This is a genomic window from Vibrio sp. 10N.286.52.F8 (genome assembly GCF_041468745.1).
GTDB lineage: Bacteria > Pseudomonadota > Gammaproteobacteria > Enterobacterales > Vibrionaceae > Vibrio > Vibrio crassostreae_C.
On the sequence record NZ_JBFRJF010000003.1, the window covers coordinates 140,296 to 156,070 of the forward strand.

At 44.8% G+C, this 15,775-nt stretch carries 15 protein-coding genes and 1 riboswitch; of the genes, 13 read left to right on the forward strand and 2 right to left on the reverse strand.

Annotated elements, in window-relative coordinates:
* Positions 1 to 264 precede the first annotated feature (264 nt).
* The gene (gene luxO, locus AB4133_RS00960; RefSeq protein ID WP_004734031.1) at positions 265 to 1,653 is read left to right on the forward strand and encodes a quorum-sensing sigma-54 dependent transcriptional regulator LuxO; all 1,389 of its coding nucleotides are present in this window, start codon (positions 265 to 267) and stop codon (positions 1,651 to 1,653) included.
* Between the two features lie 24 nt (positions 1,654 to 1,677).
* On the forward strand, positions 1,678 to 2,022 hold the full coding sequence (luxU, locus tag AB4133_RS00965) for a quorum-sensing phosphorelay protein LuxU (RefSeq protein ID WP_017062179.1): 345 nt from the start codon (positions 1,678 to 1,680) through the stop codon (positions 2,020 to 2,022).
* A 74-nt stretch (positions 2,023 to 2,096) separates the two neighbouring features.
* On the opposite strand, the gene AB4133_RS00970 is transcribed toward luxU, so the two are convergent.
* Positions 2,097 to 2,984, reverse strand: coding sequence for a YvcK family protein (locus tag AB4133_RS00970; protein WP_017062178.1), 888 nt, complete (start codon positions 2,982 to 2,984; stop codon positions 2,097 to 2,099).
* Positions 2,985 to 3,178: 194 nt separating this feature from the next.
* A riboswitch (molybdenum cofactor riboswitch) is annotated at positions 3,179 to 3,331 on the forward strand.
* On the opposite strand from AB4133_RS00970, the gene moaA reads away from it, so the two are divergent.
* The 11 genes from moaA (at position 3,320) to AB4133_RS01025 (ending at position 13,460) form a co-directional block, all read left to right on the forward strand.
* The gene (gene moaA / locus AB4133_RS00975; protein ID WP_009848642.1) at positions 3,320 to 4,309 is read left to right on the forward strand and encodes a GTP 3',8-cyclase MoaA; all 990 of its coding nucleotides are present in this window, start codon (positions 3,320 to 3,322) and stop codon (positions 4,307 to 4,309) included. Its footprint overlaps the riboswitch before it by 12 nt.
* 86 nt (positions 4,310 to 4,395) lie before the next feature.
* The gene (moaB, locus tag AB4133_RS00980) at positions 4,396 to 4,908 is read left to right on the forward strand and encodes a molybdenum cofactor biosynthesis protein B (RefSeq protein WP_004734027.1); all 513 of its coding nucleotides are present in this window, start codon (positions 4,396 to 4,398) and stop codon (positions 4,906 to 4,908) included.
* A 12-nt stretch (positions 4,909 to 4,920) separates the two neighbouring features.
* Entirely contained in the window at positions 4,921 to 5,400 is a 480-nt protein-coding gene (gene moaC / locus AB4133_RS00985) for a cyclic pyranopterin monophosphate synthase MoaC (protein WP_004734026.1), read from the forward strand.
* Entirely contained in the window at positions 5,397 to 5,642 is a 246-nt protein-coding gene (gene moaD, locus AB4133_RS00990) for a molybdopterin synthase sulfur carrier subunit (RefSeq protein WP_055319720.1), read from the forward strand. The genes moaC and moaD overlap by 4 nt, the downstream gene beginning before the upstream one ends.
* 2 nt (positions 5,643 to 5,644) lie before the next feature.
* Positions 5,645 to 6,100, forward strand: coding sequence for a molybdopterin synthase catalytic subunit MoaE (gene moaE, locus AB4133_RS00995; RefSeq protein WP_102321131.1), 456 nt, complete (start codon positions 5,645 to 5,647; stop codon positions 6,098 to 6,100).
* Between the two features lie 652 nt (positions 6,101 to 6,752).
* Positions 6,753 to 8,384 (forward strand): ABC transporter substrate-binding protein, encoded by a 1,632-nt coding sequence (locus AB4133_RS01000; RefSeq protein WP_372223794.1) that lies wholly within the window; start codon positions 6,753 to 6,755, stop codon positions 8,382 to 8,384.
* Between the two features lie 103 nt (positions 8,385 to 8,487).
* Positions 8,488 to 9,408, forward strand: a complete 921-nt coding sequence (gene oppB, locus AB4133_RS01005) for an oligopeptide ABC transporter permease OppB (protein ID WP_017067676.1) — start codon at positions 8,488 to 8,490, stop codon at positions 9,406 to 9,408.
* Between the two features lie 15 nt (positions 9,409 to 9,423).
* Entirely contained in the window at positions 9,424 to 10,326 is a 903-nt protein-coding gene (gene oppC / locus AB4133_RS01010; protein ID WP_019823598.1) for an oligopeptide ABC transporter permease OppC, read from the forward strand.
* Positions 10,327 to 10,368: 42 nt separating this feature from the next.
* Entirely contained in the window at positions 10,369 to 11,340 is a 972-nt protein-coding gene (locus AB4133_RS01015) for an ABC transporter ATP-binding protein (RefSeq protein ID WP_012603544.1), read from the forward strand.
* A complete protein-coding gene (gene oppF, locus AB4133_RS01020) occupies positions 11,337 to 12,323 on the forward strand; it encodes a murein tripeptide/oligopeptide ABC transporter ATP binding protein OppF (RefSeq protein ID WP_017062172.1) in 987 nt (328 codons plus the stop codon). Before AB4133_RS01015 ends, oppF begins: the two co-directional genes overlap by 4 nt.
* 198 nt (positions 12,324 to 12,521) lie before the next feature.
* Positions 12,522 to 13,460, forward strand: coding sequence for a glutathione S-transferase family protein (locus AB4133_RS01025; protein ID WP_065583982.1), 939 nt, complete (start codon positions 12,522 to 12,524; stop codon positions 13,458 to 13,460).
* Positions 13,461 to 13,542: 82 nt separating this feature from the next.
* On the opposite strand, the gene pta is transcribed toward AB4133_RS01025, so the two are convergent.
* A complete protein-coding gene (pta, locus tag AB4133_RS01030; RefSeq protein WP_017069189.1) occupies positions 13,543 to 15,708 on the reverse strand; it encodes a phosphate acetyltransferase in 2,166 nt (721 codons plus the stop codon).
* Between the last annotated feature and the right edge of the window lie 67 nt (positions 15,709 to 15,775).

Here is a 15,775-nt window from a genome sequence, read left to right on the forward strand (position 1 = left end):
AGAATTGAGAGTGTTTCAGACAAAAAAACAGCCAGTAGTAAATGTTCTACTGGCTTACGTTTGTGAACAATCGGTCCACTAACAACGTCAGTTGGCTAGGTGACCCGAAGGTCATTTATACCGTTGCATCGTTCGTGCCAGATAGATAAAACATTGATTGTTTGAAGCAAGTAAAAAAACACACTACAAATACTGTGGCTAATTTGCATAATGCAAAGCGGAATGCGACTATAATAAGAAATGCAAATTATAAATGGCTAGGATATGCAATCAAAAACGCTAGATAACAAATCGAAGTATTTGTTGATGGTAGAGGATACCGCTTCGGTAGCAGCTTTATATCGCTCGTATCTTACACCGCTCGAAATTGATATCAACATTGTCGGCACTGGCCGCGATGCAATCGAGAGTTTGAATCATCGAATCCCAGACCTTATTTTATTAGATCTACGTCTGCCTGATATGACGGGTATGGACGTACTATTTGCTGTAAAACAAAAATACCCTGAAGTTCCAGTTATCTTCATGACGGCTCACGGCTCTATCGATACCGCTGTAGAAGCGATGCGTCATGGCTCTCAAGATTTCCTTATCAAACCGTGTGAAGCCGACCGACTCCGTATTACGGTGAATAATGCGATCCGCAAAGCCACCAAACTTAAAAATAGCTCGGAACACCCGGGAAACCAGAACTACCAAGGTTTTATCGGCAGCAGCCAAACCATGCAGCAGGTTTACCGAACTATCGATTCTGCTGCATCGAGTAAGGCGAGCATTTTCATTACTGGTGAAAGTGGTACCGGTAAAGAGGTATGTGCAGAAGCCATTCATGCGGCGAGTAAGCGTGGCGATAAGCCGTTCATCGCGATTAACTGTGCCGCTATCCCTAAAGACCTGATTGAAAGTGAGCTGTTTGGCCACGTTAAAGGTGCCTTTACCGGTGCTGCGACCGATCGCCAAGGTGCTGCTGAGCTTGCTGATGGTGGAACACTGTTCCTTGATGAACTGTGCGAAATGGACTTAGAGCTGCAAACCAAGCTGCTGCGCTTTATCCAAACCGGTACTTTCCAAAAAGTCGGCTCTTCGAAGATGAAGAGTGTCGACGTTCGTTTTGTGTGTGCGACCAACCGTGACCCTTGGAAAGAAGTACAAGAAGGTCGCTTTAGAGAAGATTTATACTATCGTTTATACGTGATTCCATTGCACTTGCCGCCATTGCGTGAGCGTGGTGAAGATGTCATCGAGATCGCGTATTCTCTGCTAGGCTATATGTCGGTCGAGGAGGGGAAGGCGTTTGTACGTTTTGCTCAGGAAGTACTTGATCGCTTTAATCAATATGAGTGGCCGGGTAACGTTCGTCAGCTACAAAACGTGTTGCGGAACGTGGTGGTTTTGAATAACGGCAAAGAGATTACTCTCAACATGCTTCCACCACCGTTGAACCAACCGATTGAAAACAGTCTGCGATTGAAAGAGAAGCAGAATGAAGACATCACGGTAAAAGATATTTTCCCATTGTGGATCACTGAGAAAACGGCTATCGAGCAGGCCATTAAAGCGTGTGATGGCAACATCCCTCGTGCGGCAGGTTTCTTAGATGTCAGTCCATCGACGATATACCGTAAGTTGCAAACGTGGAATGCGAAGCAGTAATCAACAAACAATAAGAAAATAATAATGACGAAAGTATTAAATCAGCAAAAAGTTGATGAGCTTGCCGGCGAAATAGGCCAAGAGAATGTCCCGGTTTTACTGGAAATCTTTTTAGGTGAGTTGAAAGGCTACTACGAACACCTAGAGATAAATAAAGAGTCGGATACCTCTAAGTACTTGGCTGATATCAGTCATGCGCTTAAGAGCAGCGCAGCAAGCTTTGGTGCGGATTCTTTGTGTAGTTTTGCGATTAGCTTAGACGCAAAAGTGAAGCAAGCGTTGCCTGTAACCGAGATTGATTTTCAAGATATGCAAGACCTCCTGTTATCGACGTACACTGAATATCAGCAGTTGATGACGGACCTTTAAAACAGCGAGTTATTACTGAGATTAAAAAAGGAGCAGCATGCTCCTTTTTTGTTGTTTGTCGCTTGAACCTATGGCTACGCCAACTGGGCTTCAATGGCTTGTTGAAGCTTCACACGGTCGTGTCGCCAATCTCGGTTTGCCGATGCAAGATCTGTGGTCACACAATTCCATTGCACTTCTAGTTCCGGGTGAGGTTCATTGCCTAACACGATGTCTATTTTCCTTGCCTTACAGGTACGTTCACACCACTCCAATTGCTCTTGAAGCGTCATTTTCCCTGCGGGACCGTGCTCTGGTGAAAGGTTTTCAACGAAGATAACTTTTGCCTTGGTGTTCTCAGAGATTGCTTTGCCAATCTCTGGAAGGAGAAGAGGGGGCATCACACTGGTTAAAAAGCTTCCAGGGCCAAGGACAATGCAGTCTGCTTGCTCAACGGCAGCAACGGCTTCTTTGGTTGCTGGCACTTCTGGAGACAAGTCCATCATGCGCAGCTTTTCCGTCATGTCATCAACGTTGGTTTCGCCGGTAACCCAGCGGCCGTCCATTGATAGAGCCGTGAGGTCTGAAGGATGCTCAGTCATCGGCACGATATTGACATCGACCTTGAGCATATTTCGAATCAGGTTAATTGCTTCCAATGGGCGAACGGAAAGGTTGTCTAACGCCGTCAGCATTAGGTTACCCAAGTTATGACCGTCTAGCTCACCTTGACCACGAAAGCGGTATTCGAACATCATCGAACTGATTGAAGGCTCTGTGATTAATTGGTTGATACAGTTGCGTGTATCTCCCCATGCGATGCCACCTTGGCAATCTCTAATACGTCCGGTGGAACCGCCGTTATCTGTCGTTGCAACAATGCCAGTTGCGTTGTTACCAAAGTCTTTTAATGCAGCTAACATGCGACCTAAGCCATGGCCACCGCCGATTGCTACGACTTTCTTTGAAGAGTAAATATTCATTTATTGTTCTTGTTAGGTTATTACCAACTATAATTTAGGTTAAATGCTTCTCGCTATATACTCAACAAGAGTTATTTTGAGCGTTTGATACGTTTTTTTTGCCGATGTGACCCGTTTTTTACCATCAGAGCTAGATTCACGTACAAATATTAAGTATTTTATTACTCAGCTACTGCGCGTGTGAATATAACGCTCAGTTGCCATAACTCCGAGCTCTCGCATGCTAAGTCGCACAGTGGTATTTGCTGTACCGATACGCATCAAGAGCCAGTGACATGTTGTCACAAGGGCTTAATTGGAAATGATTATGCCTCCCGTGTTTGGAAAGGTGTTCCGTGGCGCAACAATTCGAAGATAGATTCCATCGCAAGTTTTATTACTTGCGCTTGTCGGTTACAGACGTCTGTAACTTTAAATGTACTTACTGCTTACCAGATGGTTACAAACCGTCAGGGCAAAAAAACTCGTCTTTTTTAAGTGTTCCCGAGATCAAACGCGTTGTTAAAGCGTTTGCAGATTGTGGTACCTCAAAGATCCGCATTACAGGCGGAGAGCCGAGTCTGCGTAAAGACTTTCCTGAAATCATACATACCGTTGCTTCTACTCCAGGCATCGAAAAAGTAGCCACCACAACGAATGGCTACCGCATGGAGAAACAAGTAGGGCAATGGCGTGATGCTGGTTTAACCCATATAAACGTGAGCGTGGATAGTTTAGATTCGCGCATGTTCCATCAGATCACTGGTGAGAATAAGTTTACTGAGGTTATGCGAGGCATTGATAAAGCGTTTGAGGTTGGCTTTGAACAAGTCAAAGTCAACGTCGTATTAATGAAAGACCTCAATAGTCAGGAATTACCAGCCTTCCTTAATTGGATCAAAGACAAACCTATTCAATTACGTTTTATCGAGCTGATGAAAACCGGCGAGATGGACGAGTTGTTCGATAAACATCATGTGTCTGGCGTTGCGATTCGCAACCAGCTTATTGCTAATGGTTGGCTGTTAAAAGTCAAAGCCGTTAACGATGGCCCGGCGCAAGTGTTTGTCCACCCAGACTACAAGGGTGAAATCGGTTTGATCATGCCTTACGAGAAAGACTTTTGTGAGAGTTGTAACCGACTGCGCGTTTCTGCGACCGGTAAACTTCACTTATGTCTGTTTGGCGACCATGGTGTTGAACTGAGAGATCTGATTCAAGAAGATCAACAAGAGCAAGAACTCATTGATCGAATTCAGGCTCAGCTTCAAACCAAGTCCGTTAGCCACTTCTTACACGATGGCAACAGCGGCATGACTCCAAACTTGGCGTCAATCGGCGGTTAACCCGCTACACACTCTAAAGCATTTTATCGCTCAGCTTCTTCAGGCTGGGCGAATCAGTCTAATGAAAAATTTATATAGGTGAACAAATGGGTCACGCAGAAAGCAAATTCCAAGCAGCAAACATCGCAGTACTAACGGTTTCAGATACTCGTACAGAAGAAAACGACACTTCAGGCGGTTACCTAGCAGAGCATGCTAAAGAAGCGGGTCACAACGTGGTTGATAAGCAAATCGTTATTGATGACATGTACAAGATCCGTGCGATCGTATCTAAGTGGATCGCTGATGAAAGCGTACAAGCGATCATGATCACTGGCGGTACGGGCTTCACTTCTCGCGACAGCACGCCTGAAGCGCTTAAGCCACTATTCGACAAAGAAGTAGAAGGCTTTGGTGAGCTATTCCGTCAAGTATCTTACGAAGAGATCGGTACATCGACCATTCAATCTCGTGCGATTGCGGGCTTTGCTAACCACACAGTAATCTTTGCGATGCCAGGCTCTACAGGTGCTTGTCGTACTGGTTGGACTAAGATCATCAAGCAACAGATGGATGCTAGCCACCGTCCTTGCAACTTCATGCCACATCTTTCTGTATAAGGCGGTTTGAGCATGAGCCAATTTACACACATTAACGCGTCTGGCGAAGCAAACATGGTCGATGTATCGGCTAAAGCGGAAACAGTACGCGAAGCGAGAGCGGAAGCATTCGTTCAAATGTCTGCTGAAACGCTAGAGCTGATTGTTTCTGGTAGCCACCATAAAGGTGATGTTTTCGCAACGGCACGTATCGCAGGTATTCAAGCGGCTAAGAAGACGTGGGATCTGATTCCACTGTGTCACCCTCTGCTATTAACTAAAGTAGAAGTGCAGCTTGAAGCTATCGAGTCTGAAAACAAGGTTCGCATCGAATCTGTTTGTAAACTTGCTGGTAAGACAGGCGTAGAAATGGAAGCGCTAACGGCTGCTTCTGTTGCTGCGTTAACGATTTACGATATGTGTAAAGCTGTTCAGAAAGACATTGTTATCGAGAATGTACGCCTGTTAGAGAAGACGGGTGGTAAATCTGGTCACTTCAAGGTGGAATCATGATTACAGTACTTTTCTTTGCTCAAACTCGTGAACTTGTTGGTGTGGACAGCGTTGAAGTTGATGCACAGTTCAAAACGATTGAAGCGATTCGCAGCCACCTTGTAGAACAAGAAGGCAAATGGGATATCGCTTTGGAAGAGGGCAAGCTTCTGGCTGCGCTTAACCAATCTATCGTGCCTTTGACGACTGAAGTGAAAGACGGTGATGAAGTTGCTTTCTTCCCACCAGTGACTGGAGGCTAAGCATGGATCCAAGAGTATTAGTGACAGCTGAGGATTTCTATGTAGGCGACGAATACGACTACTTGGCTCAAGGTACAGCTGCCGGAGCGATTGTGACGTTCGTTGGTAAAGTGCGCGACATGAACCTTGGCGACAATGTGATAGGTTTGTCTCTGGAGCACTACCCGGGTATGACAGAGAAATCACTGAGCGAGATCTGTGATCAAGCTGAGGCACGCTGGCCAATCCAAAAGATGCGAGTTATCCATCGTGTTGGTGACCTAGATATCGGTGACCAGATTGTTTACGTTGGTGTATCCAGTGCACACCGCGGTGCGGCCTTTGAAGCCTGTGAATTCGTTATGGACTTCCTGAAAACCAAGGCTCCCTTTTGGAAAAAGGAACGCACGACCGAAACGACGCGTTGGGTTGATTCTCGTGATTCAGACACGAAAGCAGCGGAACGCTGGGAGAAGTAATTTCTCTTAAAGTGATGTTGCTTCAGCATTTACTCATTTGTATATGAGACAGTCAAAAACCGACCACTTAGGTCGGTTTTTTTGTACCTGCTATAAATCTATTTATAGATAATCATTGATTTGATAAATGATAATTCATTGTGGTTGCATATAAATTCAGCGCGTAATTTTGTCTTGATTGGTGCATTGGATAACCCGGTTTGGTGCAGAGCATTATGCTGTCTTGTATAAAGTGATTATCCTCACAAATAGTGTAGACGGTTTAGGTGATATGTGATGTGCAATTAGATTTCATGTGGCATTAATGTTAATTTGCGCTCAGTGTTCTAGCATAAGATGCTAAAAAAAAGCATCAACACAGACACATCAACACTAAAGGCTGTTTTTTAATTAATCCCTCTATGCAAGTCACTACTGATTTGGGATTTTTTAGATATTTACACTGATACCTTAAGTATTTCGGAGAATTATCCGATTTTTTGCGACTTGTTTGTGGCAAATTACTTCAATGGTTGATAGTGTGTGCCTCAATCTTTGTAAGGCTTTAGATTTTTATGCTTAAATTTTGAGCTAAATAAATCTAAATCACTGCCGTTCAGTGAACCAAGCAAAGAAGTCATGGATGCAATACATAAAACTTGGAGTTTATTAAATGTACAAGAATAAAATCACTCAGGCCCTTCTTCTAGGTGCTGGTTTGGCAGTGGCTGCCTCTTCTACTCTTTCTATCGCTGCTGAAGTTCCAGCAGGCACAGAACTGGCAAAAGTTCAGGAACTGGTTCGCGGTAATGGTACTGAAGTAGCAACACTCGACCCTCACAAATCTCAAGGTGTACCAGAATCTCACGTAATTCGTGACCTTCTAGAAGGTTTAGTGAACCAAGATGGCGACGGCAATACTATCCCAGGAGTAGCTGAAAGCTGGGAAACGACAGACAACAAAACATTCACATTCCACCTGCGCAAAGATGCTAAATGGTCTAACGGCGATCCTGTAACGGCAAATGACTTCGTTTACAGCTTCCAACGTGCGGTTGATCCTTTAACTGCTTCTCCATACGCTTGGTACATGGAATATACCAAGATGGCGAATGCGAAAGACATCGTTGCGGGTAAGAAAGACAAGAGTGAACTAGGCGTTAAAGCTTTAGATGACTACACGTTAGAAGTGACTTTAGATACAGCTGTCCCATATTTCGTAATGATGATGGGTCACACAACAGTGAAGCCAGTACATAAAGCAACTGTTGAAAAATTCGGTGACCAGTGGACTAAGCCTGAAAACTTTGTTGGTAATGGTGCGTTTGTTCCAAATCAATGGGTAGTTAACGAGCGTCTTGAACTAGTACGCAACGAAAATTATTGGGATAACGAACATACAGTTCTTAACACAGTAACATTCCTACCAATCGAAAACCAAGTAGCGGAAATGAACCGCTTCCTCTCTGGCGAACTAGATTTCACATACGAAGTTCCTAATGAGCACTTCCGTCGCTTACAGAAAGAATACCCAGAAGATGTAAACATTAAGGGTAACCTGTGTACTTATTACTACCAATTTAATGCTCAGAAAGCACCTTTCGACGACGTACGTGTTCGTAAAGCAATGTCTTATGCGATGGATCGTGACATCGTGACGAAAGCGATTCTTGGTCAAGGTCAAAAACCAGCTTACTTCTTGACTCCTGAAATTACTGCTGGTTTTGACCCGGTAACTCCAGAGTATGGTCAACTTTCTCAAAAAGAGCGTATTGCTGAAGCGAAGCGTCTTCTTGAAGATGCGGGCTACACGAAGAGCAACCCACTTGAATTCAACCTGCTTTACAACACGTCTGAAAACCACAAGAAGCTTGCTGTAGCAATCGCATCAATGTGGAAGAAAGAGCTTGGTATTAACGCGAAACTCGAAAACCAAGAGTGGAAATCATATCTAGACAGTAAAGATACTGGTAACTTTGACGTTGCTCGTGCAGGTTGGTGTGGTGACTACAATGAAGCATCTTCATTCCTAACATTGATGGTTAGCCAAAATACAACTGCTGGTCAGCACTATAAGAGCGCAGACTATGACAAGATTATCGATAAAGCACTAAGCTCTACTTCAGAAGAAGAGCGTACTAAGCTATACATCGAAGCAGAAAAATTGCTAGCTAAAGACATGCCAATTGCTCCAGTCTACCAGTACGTTACAACACGTCTTGTATCACCTCAGCTAGGTGGTTACCCAGAAGGTAACGCCGAAGATAAGATCTATTCAAAAGATCTTTATATCAAAGCAAAATAACCTCCTATAAAAATAAAATATAACTAACTTAGACCTGTGTGCGAGAAATCGCACGCAGTGTCTATTTAATTTTTAATTGTCACAGACTGAAAAGAGTGAGTTTATGCTTAAATTCATTATGAAAAGGATATTCGAAGCGATTCCAACCATGTTGGTGTTGATCACTATATCTTTCTTTCTCATGCGTTTTGCACCGGGTAACCCGTTTTCGAGCGAACGCCCATTACCGCCAGAAGTTATGGCTAACATCGAAGCTAAATACGGCTTAGATAAACCTGTATTTGAACAGTACACCACGTACTTGACTAACATCGTTCAAGGTGACTTTGGTCCATCATTCAAATATCAAGATTACACCGTAAATGAGCTGATCGCAGTCGCACTTCCAGTATCTGCGAAGGTAGGTTTTATTGCCTTTATCTTTACCCTGATTATGGGAGTATCGGTCGGAACGATTGCCGCCTTGAAGCACAACACCTGGATTGACTACACCATAATGTCGACCGCTATGCTCGGGGTAGTAATGCCATCCTTCGTGTTGGCTCCAGCGCTTATTTACCTGTTCTCTCTGCACTGGAACATATTCCCAGCAGGTGGTTGGCACGGCGGTACTTATATGTACATCGTCCTGCCAGTTATCGCGATGTCTCTTCTTTACGTAGCCACATTTGCTCGTATTACTCGCGGTAGCATGATTGAAACGCTAAACAGTAACTTTATCCGAACTGCTCGTGCAAAAGGCCTAAGTTACCGTTACATCGTTCTAAAACATGCACTGAAGCCAGCACTGCTGCCTGTCGTTTCTTATATGGGACCTGCGTTTGTAGGTATCATTACAGGTTCTGTTGTTGTTGAAACCATCTTCGGCCTACCAGGTATCGGCAAGCTGTTTGTTAACGCCGCGTTTAACCGTGACTACTCGCTAGTAATGGGTGTAACCATCTTGATTGGTTTCCTATTCATCTTGTTCAACGCAATCGTTGATATTTTGCTAGCGCTAATTGACCCGAAAATTCGCTACTAACAGGGACGCATGGTTATGTTGAAGAAAAAAGAAAATTTAGAAGCGATCGAAAAGTTCTCTGAGAGCTTAGAGATTGAAGGTCGCAGTTTGTGGCAGGATGCCCGCATTCGTTTTATGCGAAACAAAGCGGCAATGGTAAGCCTGTTTATTCTTACGCTTATGGTACTGGCGGTTATCTTCTTACCGATGCTTGCTCAGTACACTTATGATGATACTGACTGGTACGCAATGCATGCAGCGCCAAGCGCGGACCACTGGTTTGGTACTGATAGCTTAGGCCGTGATTTGTACGTTCGTACTCTTATCGGTGGTCGTATCTCATTGATGGTTGGTGTGATGGGTGCCTTCGTAGCGGTACTGATTGGTACGCTTTACGGTGCAGCTTCAGGCTTCATCGGCGGTCGTACTGACCGAGTGATGATGCGTATCCTAGAGATCTTGTACGCAGTGCCATTTATGTTCCTAGTAATCGTCCTGGTAACGTTCTTTGGTCGTAACATCATCCTAATCTTCGTTGCTATCGGTGCGATTGCTTGGCTAGATATGGCGCGTATTGTACGTGGTCAAACGCTGAGCTTGCGTAGTAAAGAGTTCATTGAAGCCGCACACGTATGTGGTGTAAGCAAATGGAAGATCATTACACGTCACATCGTACCGAACGTACTGGGTATCGTAGCGGTTTATTCTACGCTGCTTATTCCAAGCATGATCCTTACAGAATCATTCTTATCTTTCCTTGGTCTTGGTGTTCAAGAGCCTATGACAAGCTGGGGCGCATTGCTTCAAGAAGGCTCGCAAACAATGGAAGTTGCAATCTGGCAATTAACATTCCCTGCGGCATTCATGGTAGTTACGCTGTTCTGCTTTAACTACGTAGGTGATGGTCTGCGCGACGCGCTTGATCCAAAAGACAGATAACGAAATAGCAATTAAAAGCTATAAAAGATTAAGGAAGCAATAATGAGCTTATTAGATGTCAAAGATCTGCGCGTCGAATTTACCACGCAAGATGGTATCGTAACCGCAGTAAACGACTTGAACTTCTCACTTAACCAAGGCGAAACGCTGGGTATTGTTGGTGAGTCGGGTTCAGGTAAATCACAAACGGTATTTGCACTGATGGGGCTGCTGGCTAAAAACGGCATCATCTCAGGCAGTGCAAAGTTTGAAGGCAATGAAATCCTCAACCTGCCTGAAAAAGCGCTGAACAAGGTTCGTGCTGAACAGATCGCAATGATCTTCCAAGATCCAATGACGTCACTGAACCCTTACATGAAAGTAAGTGATCAGTTGATGGAAGTACTTATGCTGCACAAAGGCATGGGTAAAGCAGAGGCGTTTGAAGAATCAGTACGCATGCTTGAAGCGGTTAAAATCCCTGAAGCACGTAAGCGTATCACCATGTACCCACACGAATTTTCTGGCGGTATGCGTCAGCGTGTGATGATCGCAATGGCACTGCTGTGTCGTCCTAAATTACTTATCGCTGATGAACCAACAACGGCACTGGATGTAACCATTCAAGCGCAAATCATGGAATTGCTGAACGAACTTAAAGATGAGTTCAATACGGCAATCATCATGATCACCCATGACTTGGGTGTTGTTGCTGGCTCATGTGACAAAGTACTTGTGATGTACGCGGGTCGTACAATGGAGTACGGCACGGTTGATGAAATCTTCTACGAGCCAAGCCACCCATATGCGGAAGGCCTGCTTAAAGCGATTCCTCGTTTGGATACCGAAGGTGAAATTCTACCGACGATTCCAGGTAACCCACCTAACTTACTTCGCCTACCAACAGGTTGTCCTTACCAAGACCGTTGTCACCGTGTAATGGACCGTTGTAAGCAAGAAGCACCGATTTTGCAGCCATTTGCTAAAGACCGTCAGCGTGCTTGTTTTTCAGATTGGGAGACTTGGACAAAATGAGTAAAGAATTACTATTAGATATTAAAGACCTGAAAGTTCACTTTAGCATTGCAGCTAAGTCTGCTTGGCCTTGGGCAAAACCATCAAACCTTAAAGCGGTTGATGGTGTTGATGTTCACCTTTACGAAGGAGAGACTCTGGGTGTAGTAGGTGAGTCTGGTTGTGGTAAGTCGACTTTTGCCCGTGCGATTATCGGCTTGGTTGAAGCGACTGAAGGTCAAGTGATGTGGTTAGGTCAAGACCTAACTAAGATGCAGGAAGTGAAGCGTCGTGAGACTCGTAAAGAGATTCAGATGATCTTCCAAGACCCGCTAGCATCGCTTAACCCACGTATGTCAGTAGGCGATATTATTGCTGAGCCTCTAGAGACTTTCTTCCCTGAACTTTCTAAACAAGAAGTGAAGGACAGAGTTAAAGAGATGATGGCAAAGGTTGGTCTACTACCCAACGTAATCAACCGTTACCCTCATGAATTCTCTGGTGGTCAGTGTCAGCGTATTGGTATTGCACGTGCGCTTATCTTGAAACCTAAGATGATCATCTGTGATGAACCTGTTTCTGCACTGGATGTATCTATCCAAGCTCAAGTAGTTAACCTTCTGAAGGAGCTACAAAAAGAGCTAGGTTTGTCTTTGGTATTCATCGCGCACGATTTGTCGGTTGTTAAACACATCTCTGATCGCGTATTGGTGATGTACCTAGGTAATGCGGTAGAACTTGGCGAATCAGATGCATTGTTCTCTGATCCTAAGCACCCATACACCAAAGCGTTGATGTCTGCAGTTCCAATTCCAGACCCACGCTTAGAGCGCAGCAAAACCATTCAGATGTTGGAAGGTGATCTCCCATCGCCAATCAATCCGCCATCAGGTTGTGTGTTCCGTACTCGTTGCCCACAAGCAACAGAGGCGTGTGCGCAAACTAAGCCAACGATTCAAGGCGATGACGTTCACGCAGTATCTTGCTTGCACGTACAAGTCTAGAGCCTATTTAAAACGGTTCAGCCTGTGACAGGCTTAAGCGCGACTAGTTATTAGAGTCGCGCTTTTTTTGTCTTAGGCTTATTGGTTCGCTCAACAAGCTTCATCAAAATATTCGAACAACTAAGCCAACTTCTTCTAGTTTTGAAAAAGTTGGCTTTTTTTATACTAGAGAAAAGTTTCGATGACAGAGGTTTGGATATGGGTAAGTTAGTTGAAGGTGTTTGGCATGATGTGTGGTACGACACCAAAGAAAGCGGTGGTAAGTTTGTTCGTGAAGATGCGGGCTTTCGTCACTGGATAGAGAACAAACCGGGCGCGCAGTTTGAGCCTGAAAGCGGCCGTTATCACTTATACGTATCATTGGCTTGCCCTTGGGCGCACCGAACCCTTATCTTCCGTGAGCTGAAAGACCTAACCGATCACATTGACGTGACGGTTGTTTGCCCAGACATGATGAGTGAAGGTTGGCAAATGGGGTTACCTGAACCTCTATTTGGCCATACCCGCATGCACCAAATCTACACTCAAGCCAAGCCTGACTACTCGGGTAGAGTAACGGTACCTGTGCTGTGGGATAAGAAAACCAACACCATTGTGAGTAACGAGTCGTCTGAAATCATTCGCATGTTTAACTCAGAGTTTAACGAGCTAACGGGTAACACCGATGATTACTACCCGTGGGAGTTGTCCAAGAAGATTGATGAGTGGAATGATTATATCTACCCAAACATCAACAACGGCGTATACCGAACCGGCTTTGCGACAACACAAGAAGCCTACGAAGAGGCGTATGAAGCGTTATTTGAAGCGTTAGATAAAGTGGATGCGCATCTTAGTGAGAAACGTTATTTAGCGGGAGAGCAGATTACTGAAGCGGATTGGCGGTTGTTCACGACCTTGGTTCGATTCGATGCTGTGTATGTGGGTCACTTCAAGTGTAACAAGCAACGAATTGCGGATTACAAACATATCCAAGGTTATCTAAAAGAGCTCTATCAAATAGAGGGTATTAAAGAGACGACCGATTTCTATCATATCAAGCGTCACTACTACTACAGCCACACTGGTATCAATCCGACTCAAGTTGTACCCAAAGGACCAGAGCTAGACTTAGAATCACCACATGGTCGAGGCTAGGCTTACCAAGTAGTTCCTTTACTCCAGACATAAAAAAACCCTAGATAAACATCTAGGGTTTTTGCTTTTTACAAAAGAAAAATTAGTTAATTACTTTTTCTTCAGCTTGTGCAGCTTGGTCTGCTTGGATAGCCGTTAGAGCTACTGTGTAAACGATATCGTCTACTAGAGCGCCACGAGACAAGTCATTTACTGGCTTGCGCATACCTTGAAGCATTGGACCGATAGATACTAGATCTGCTGAACGCTGTACAGCTTTGTAAGTCGTGTTACCCGTGTTTAAGTCTGGGAATACGAATACTGTCGCTTTACCTGCAACTGGAGAGTTAGGCGCTTTAGAAGCGGCTACGTTTTCCATGATTGCTGCATCGTACTGTAGAGGACCGTCGATCACTAGATCAGGACGCTTCTCTTGAGCAAGTTTCGTTGCTTCACGTACTTTATCTACGTCTGCACCCTTACCAGATTCACCAGTAGAGTAAGAGATCATAGCAACGCGTGGGTCGATACCGAATGCCGCAGCAGAATCTGCAGATTGGATAGCGATTTCAGCAAGCTGTTCAGCTGTTGGATCTGGGTTGATCGCACAGTCACCGTATACAAGAACTTGATCAGGCAGAAGCATGAAGAAGATCGAAGATACGATAGAAGCATCAGGAGCAGTCTTGATGATCTGGAACGGAGGAACGATAGTGTTCGCCGTTGTGTGAACAGCACCAGAAACTAGGCCGTCAACTTCGCCAGCTTCAAGCATCATAGTACCTAGGAATACTGAATCTTCTAGCTTCTCACGAGCAACAACTTCAGTCATACCTTTAGCGCCACGAAGTTCTACTAGACGAGCTACGTAGTTTTCGCGAACTGATGCAGAATCGATGATCTCAACGCCAGCGCCAAGCTCAACACCTTGCTGCGCTGCAACGCGACGGATTTCTTCAGGGTTACCTAGAAGTACACACGTTGCGATACCGCGCTCAGCACAGATAGCCGCAGCTTTAACTGTACGTGGCTCATCACCTTCAGGAAGAACGATGCGCTTAGCCGCTTTACGAGCAAATTCAGTTAGCTGGTAACGGAATGCTGGTGGGCTTAGACGACGGATGCCTTGAGTACCTTCAGATAGAGAATCAATCCAAGGGCCATCAATGTGGCTTGCAACGTGATCGTTAACGAACTCGATACGCTCTTTATCGTCTGCAGGAACTTCTAGGTTGAAGCTCTGTAGGTTTAGAGATGTCTGCCAAGTGTTACCTTGAGCCTTGAAGATCGGTAGACCTGAAGCGAATGCTGGTGCACAAAGGTTAGCAATGCTTTCTGGAATGTCGTAACCGCCAGTAAGCAGGATTGCGCCAATCTCAACACCGTTTTTCGCAGCAAGAGCCGCAGCAACGATAACGTCAGGACGGTCTGCAGAAGTTACTAGCAGTGAGCCTGGTTTGAAGTGCTCAATCATGTGCGGTAGAGAACGTGCACAGAAAGTGATGCTCTTAATACGACGAGTTGAGATTTCACCTTCGTTAACGATTTCAGCGTTAAGGTGCTTAGCCATATCAACCGCACGAGTTGCGATTAGATCGATGCTCCATGGCACGCAGCCAAGAACACGGATAGGGCTAGAGTTGAAGATTTGCATTACTTCAAGGTTCGCTTGCTGAGCGCTGTCTGCATCATCAAAGATTTCAGATAGGTCAGGGCGAGTACGGCCAGCCTCATCAACAGGAGCGTTAAGCTTGTTGATGATTACGCCTTTGATGTTTTTGTTCTTAGTACCGCCGAAGTTAGAACATGCTACTTCTATACGCTCTTTAAGCTGCGTAGGGTTGTCAGTACCAGGAGTCGCAACGAATACGATCTCCGCGCCAAGTGTTTTTGCGATTTCCGCGTTCACTTGGTTAGCAAATGGGTGCTTACGAGTAGGTACTAGACCTTCGATTAGCGTAACTTCTGCGTCTTTGTTGATCTTGTTGTATTGCTCAACAACAGACTCAAGAAGCTCGTCCATTTTTTCGCTACCGATCAAAGCTTCAGCTTTAGTCATTGCGATTGGCTCACCAATCTTAATGTCGCTGTTTGCGCTGATGATAGTAGACGTTAGATCTGGTTGGTTACCACCGCTGCGAGGCTGAGCGATTGGCTTGTAGAAAGAAACACTTACGCCCTTACGCTCCATAGCGCGAAGAACACCCATGCTAACACTAGTAAGACCAACACCAGCGCTTGTAGGGATAAGCATAATAGTACGTGACATTGACGAACACCTTTGACTATTGGAAATAAAAAAAGCTCAACTGCTATTCCCACCGATATTTAAATTG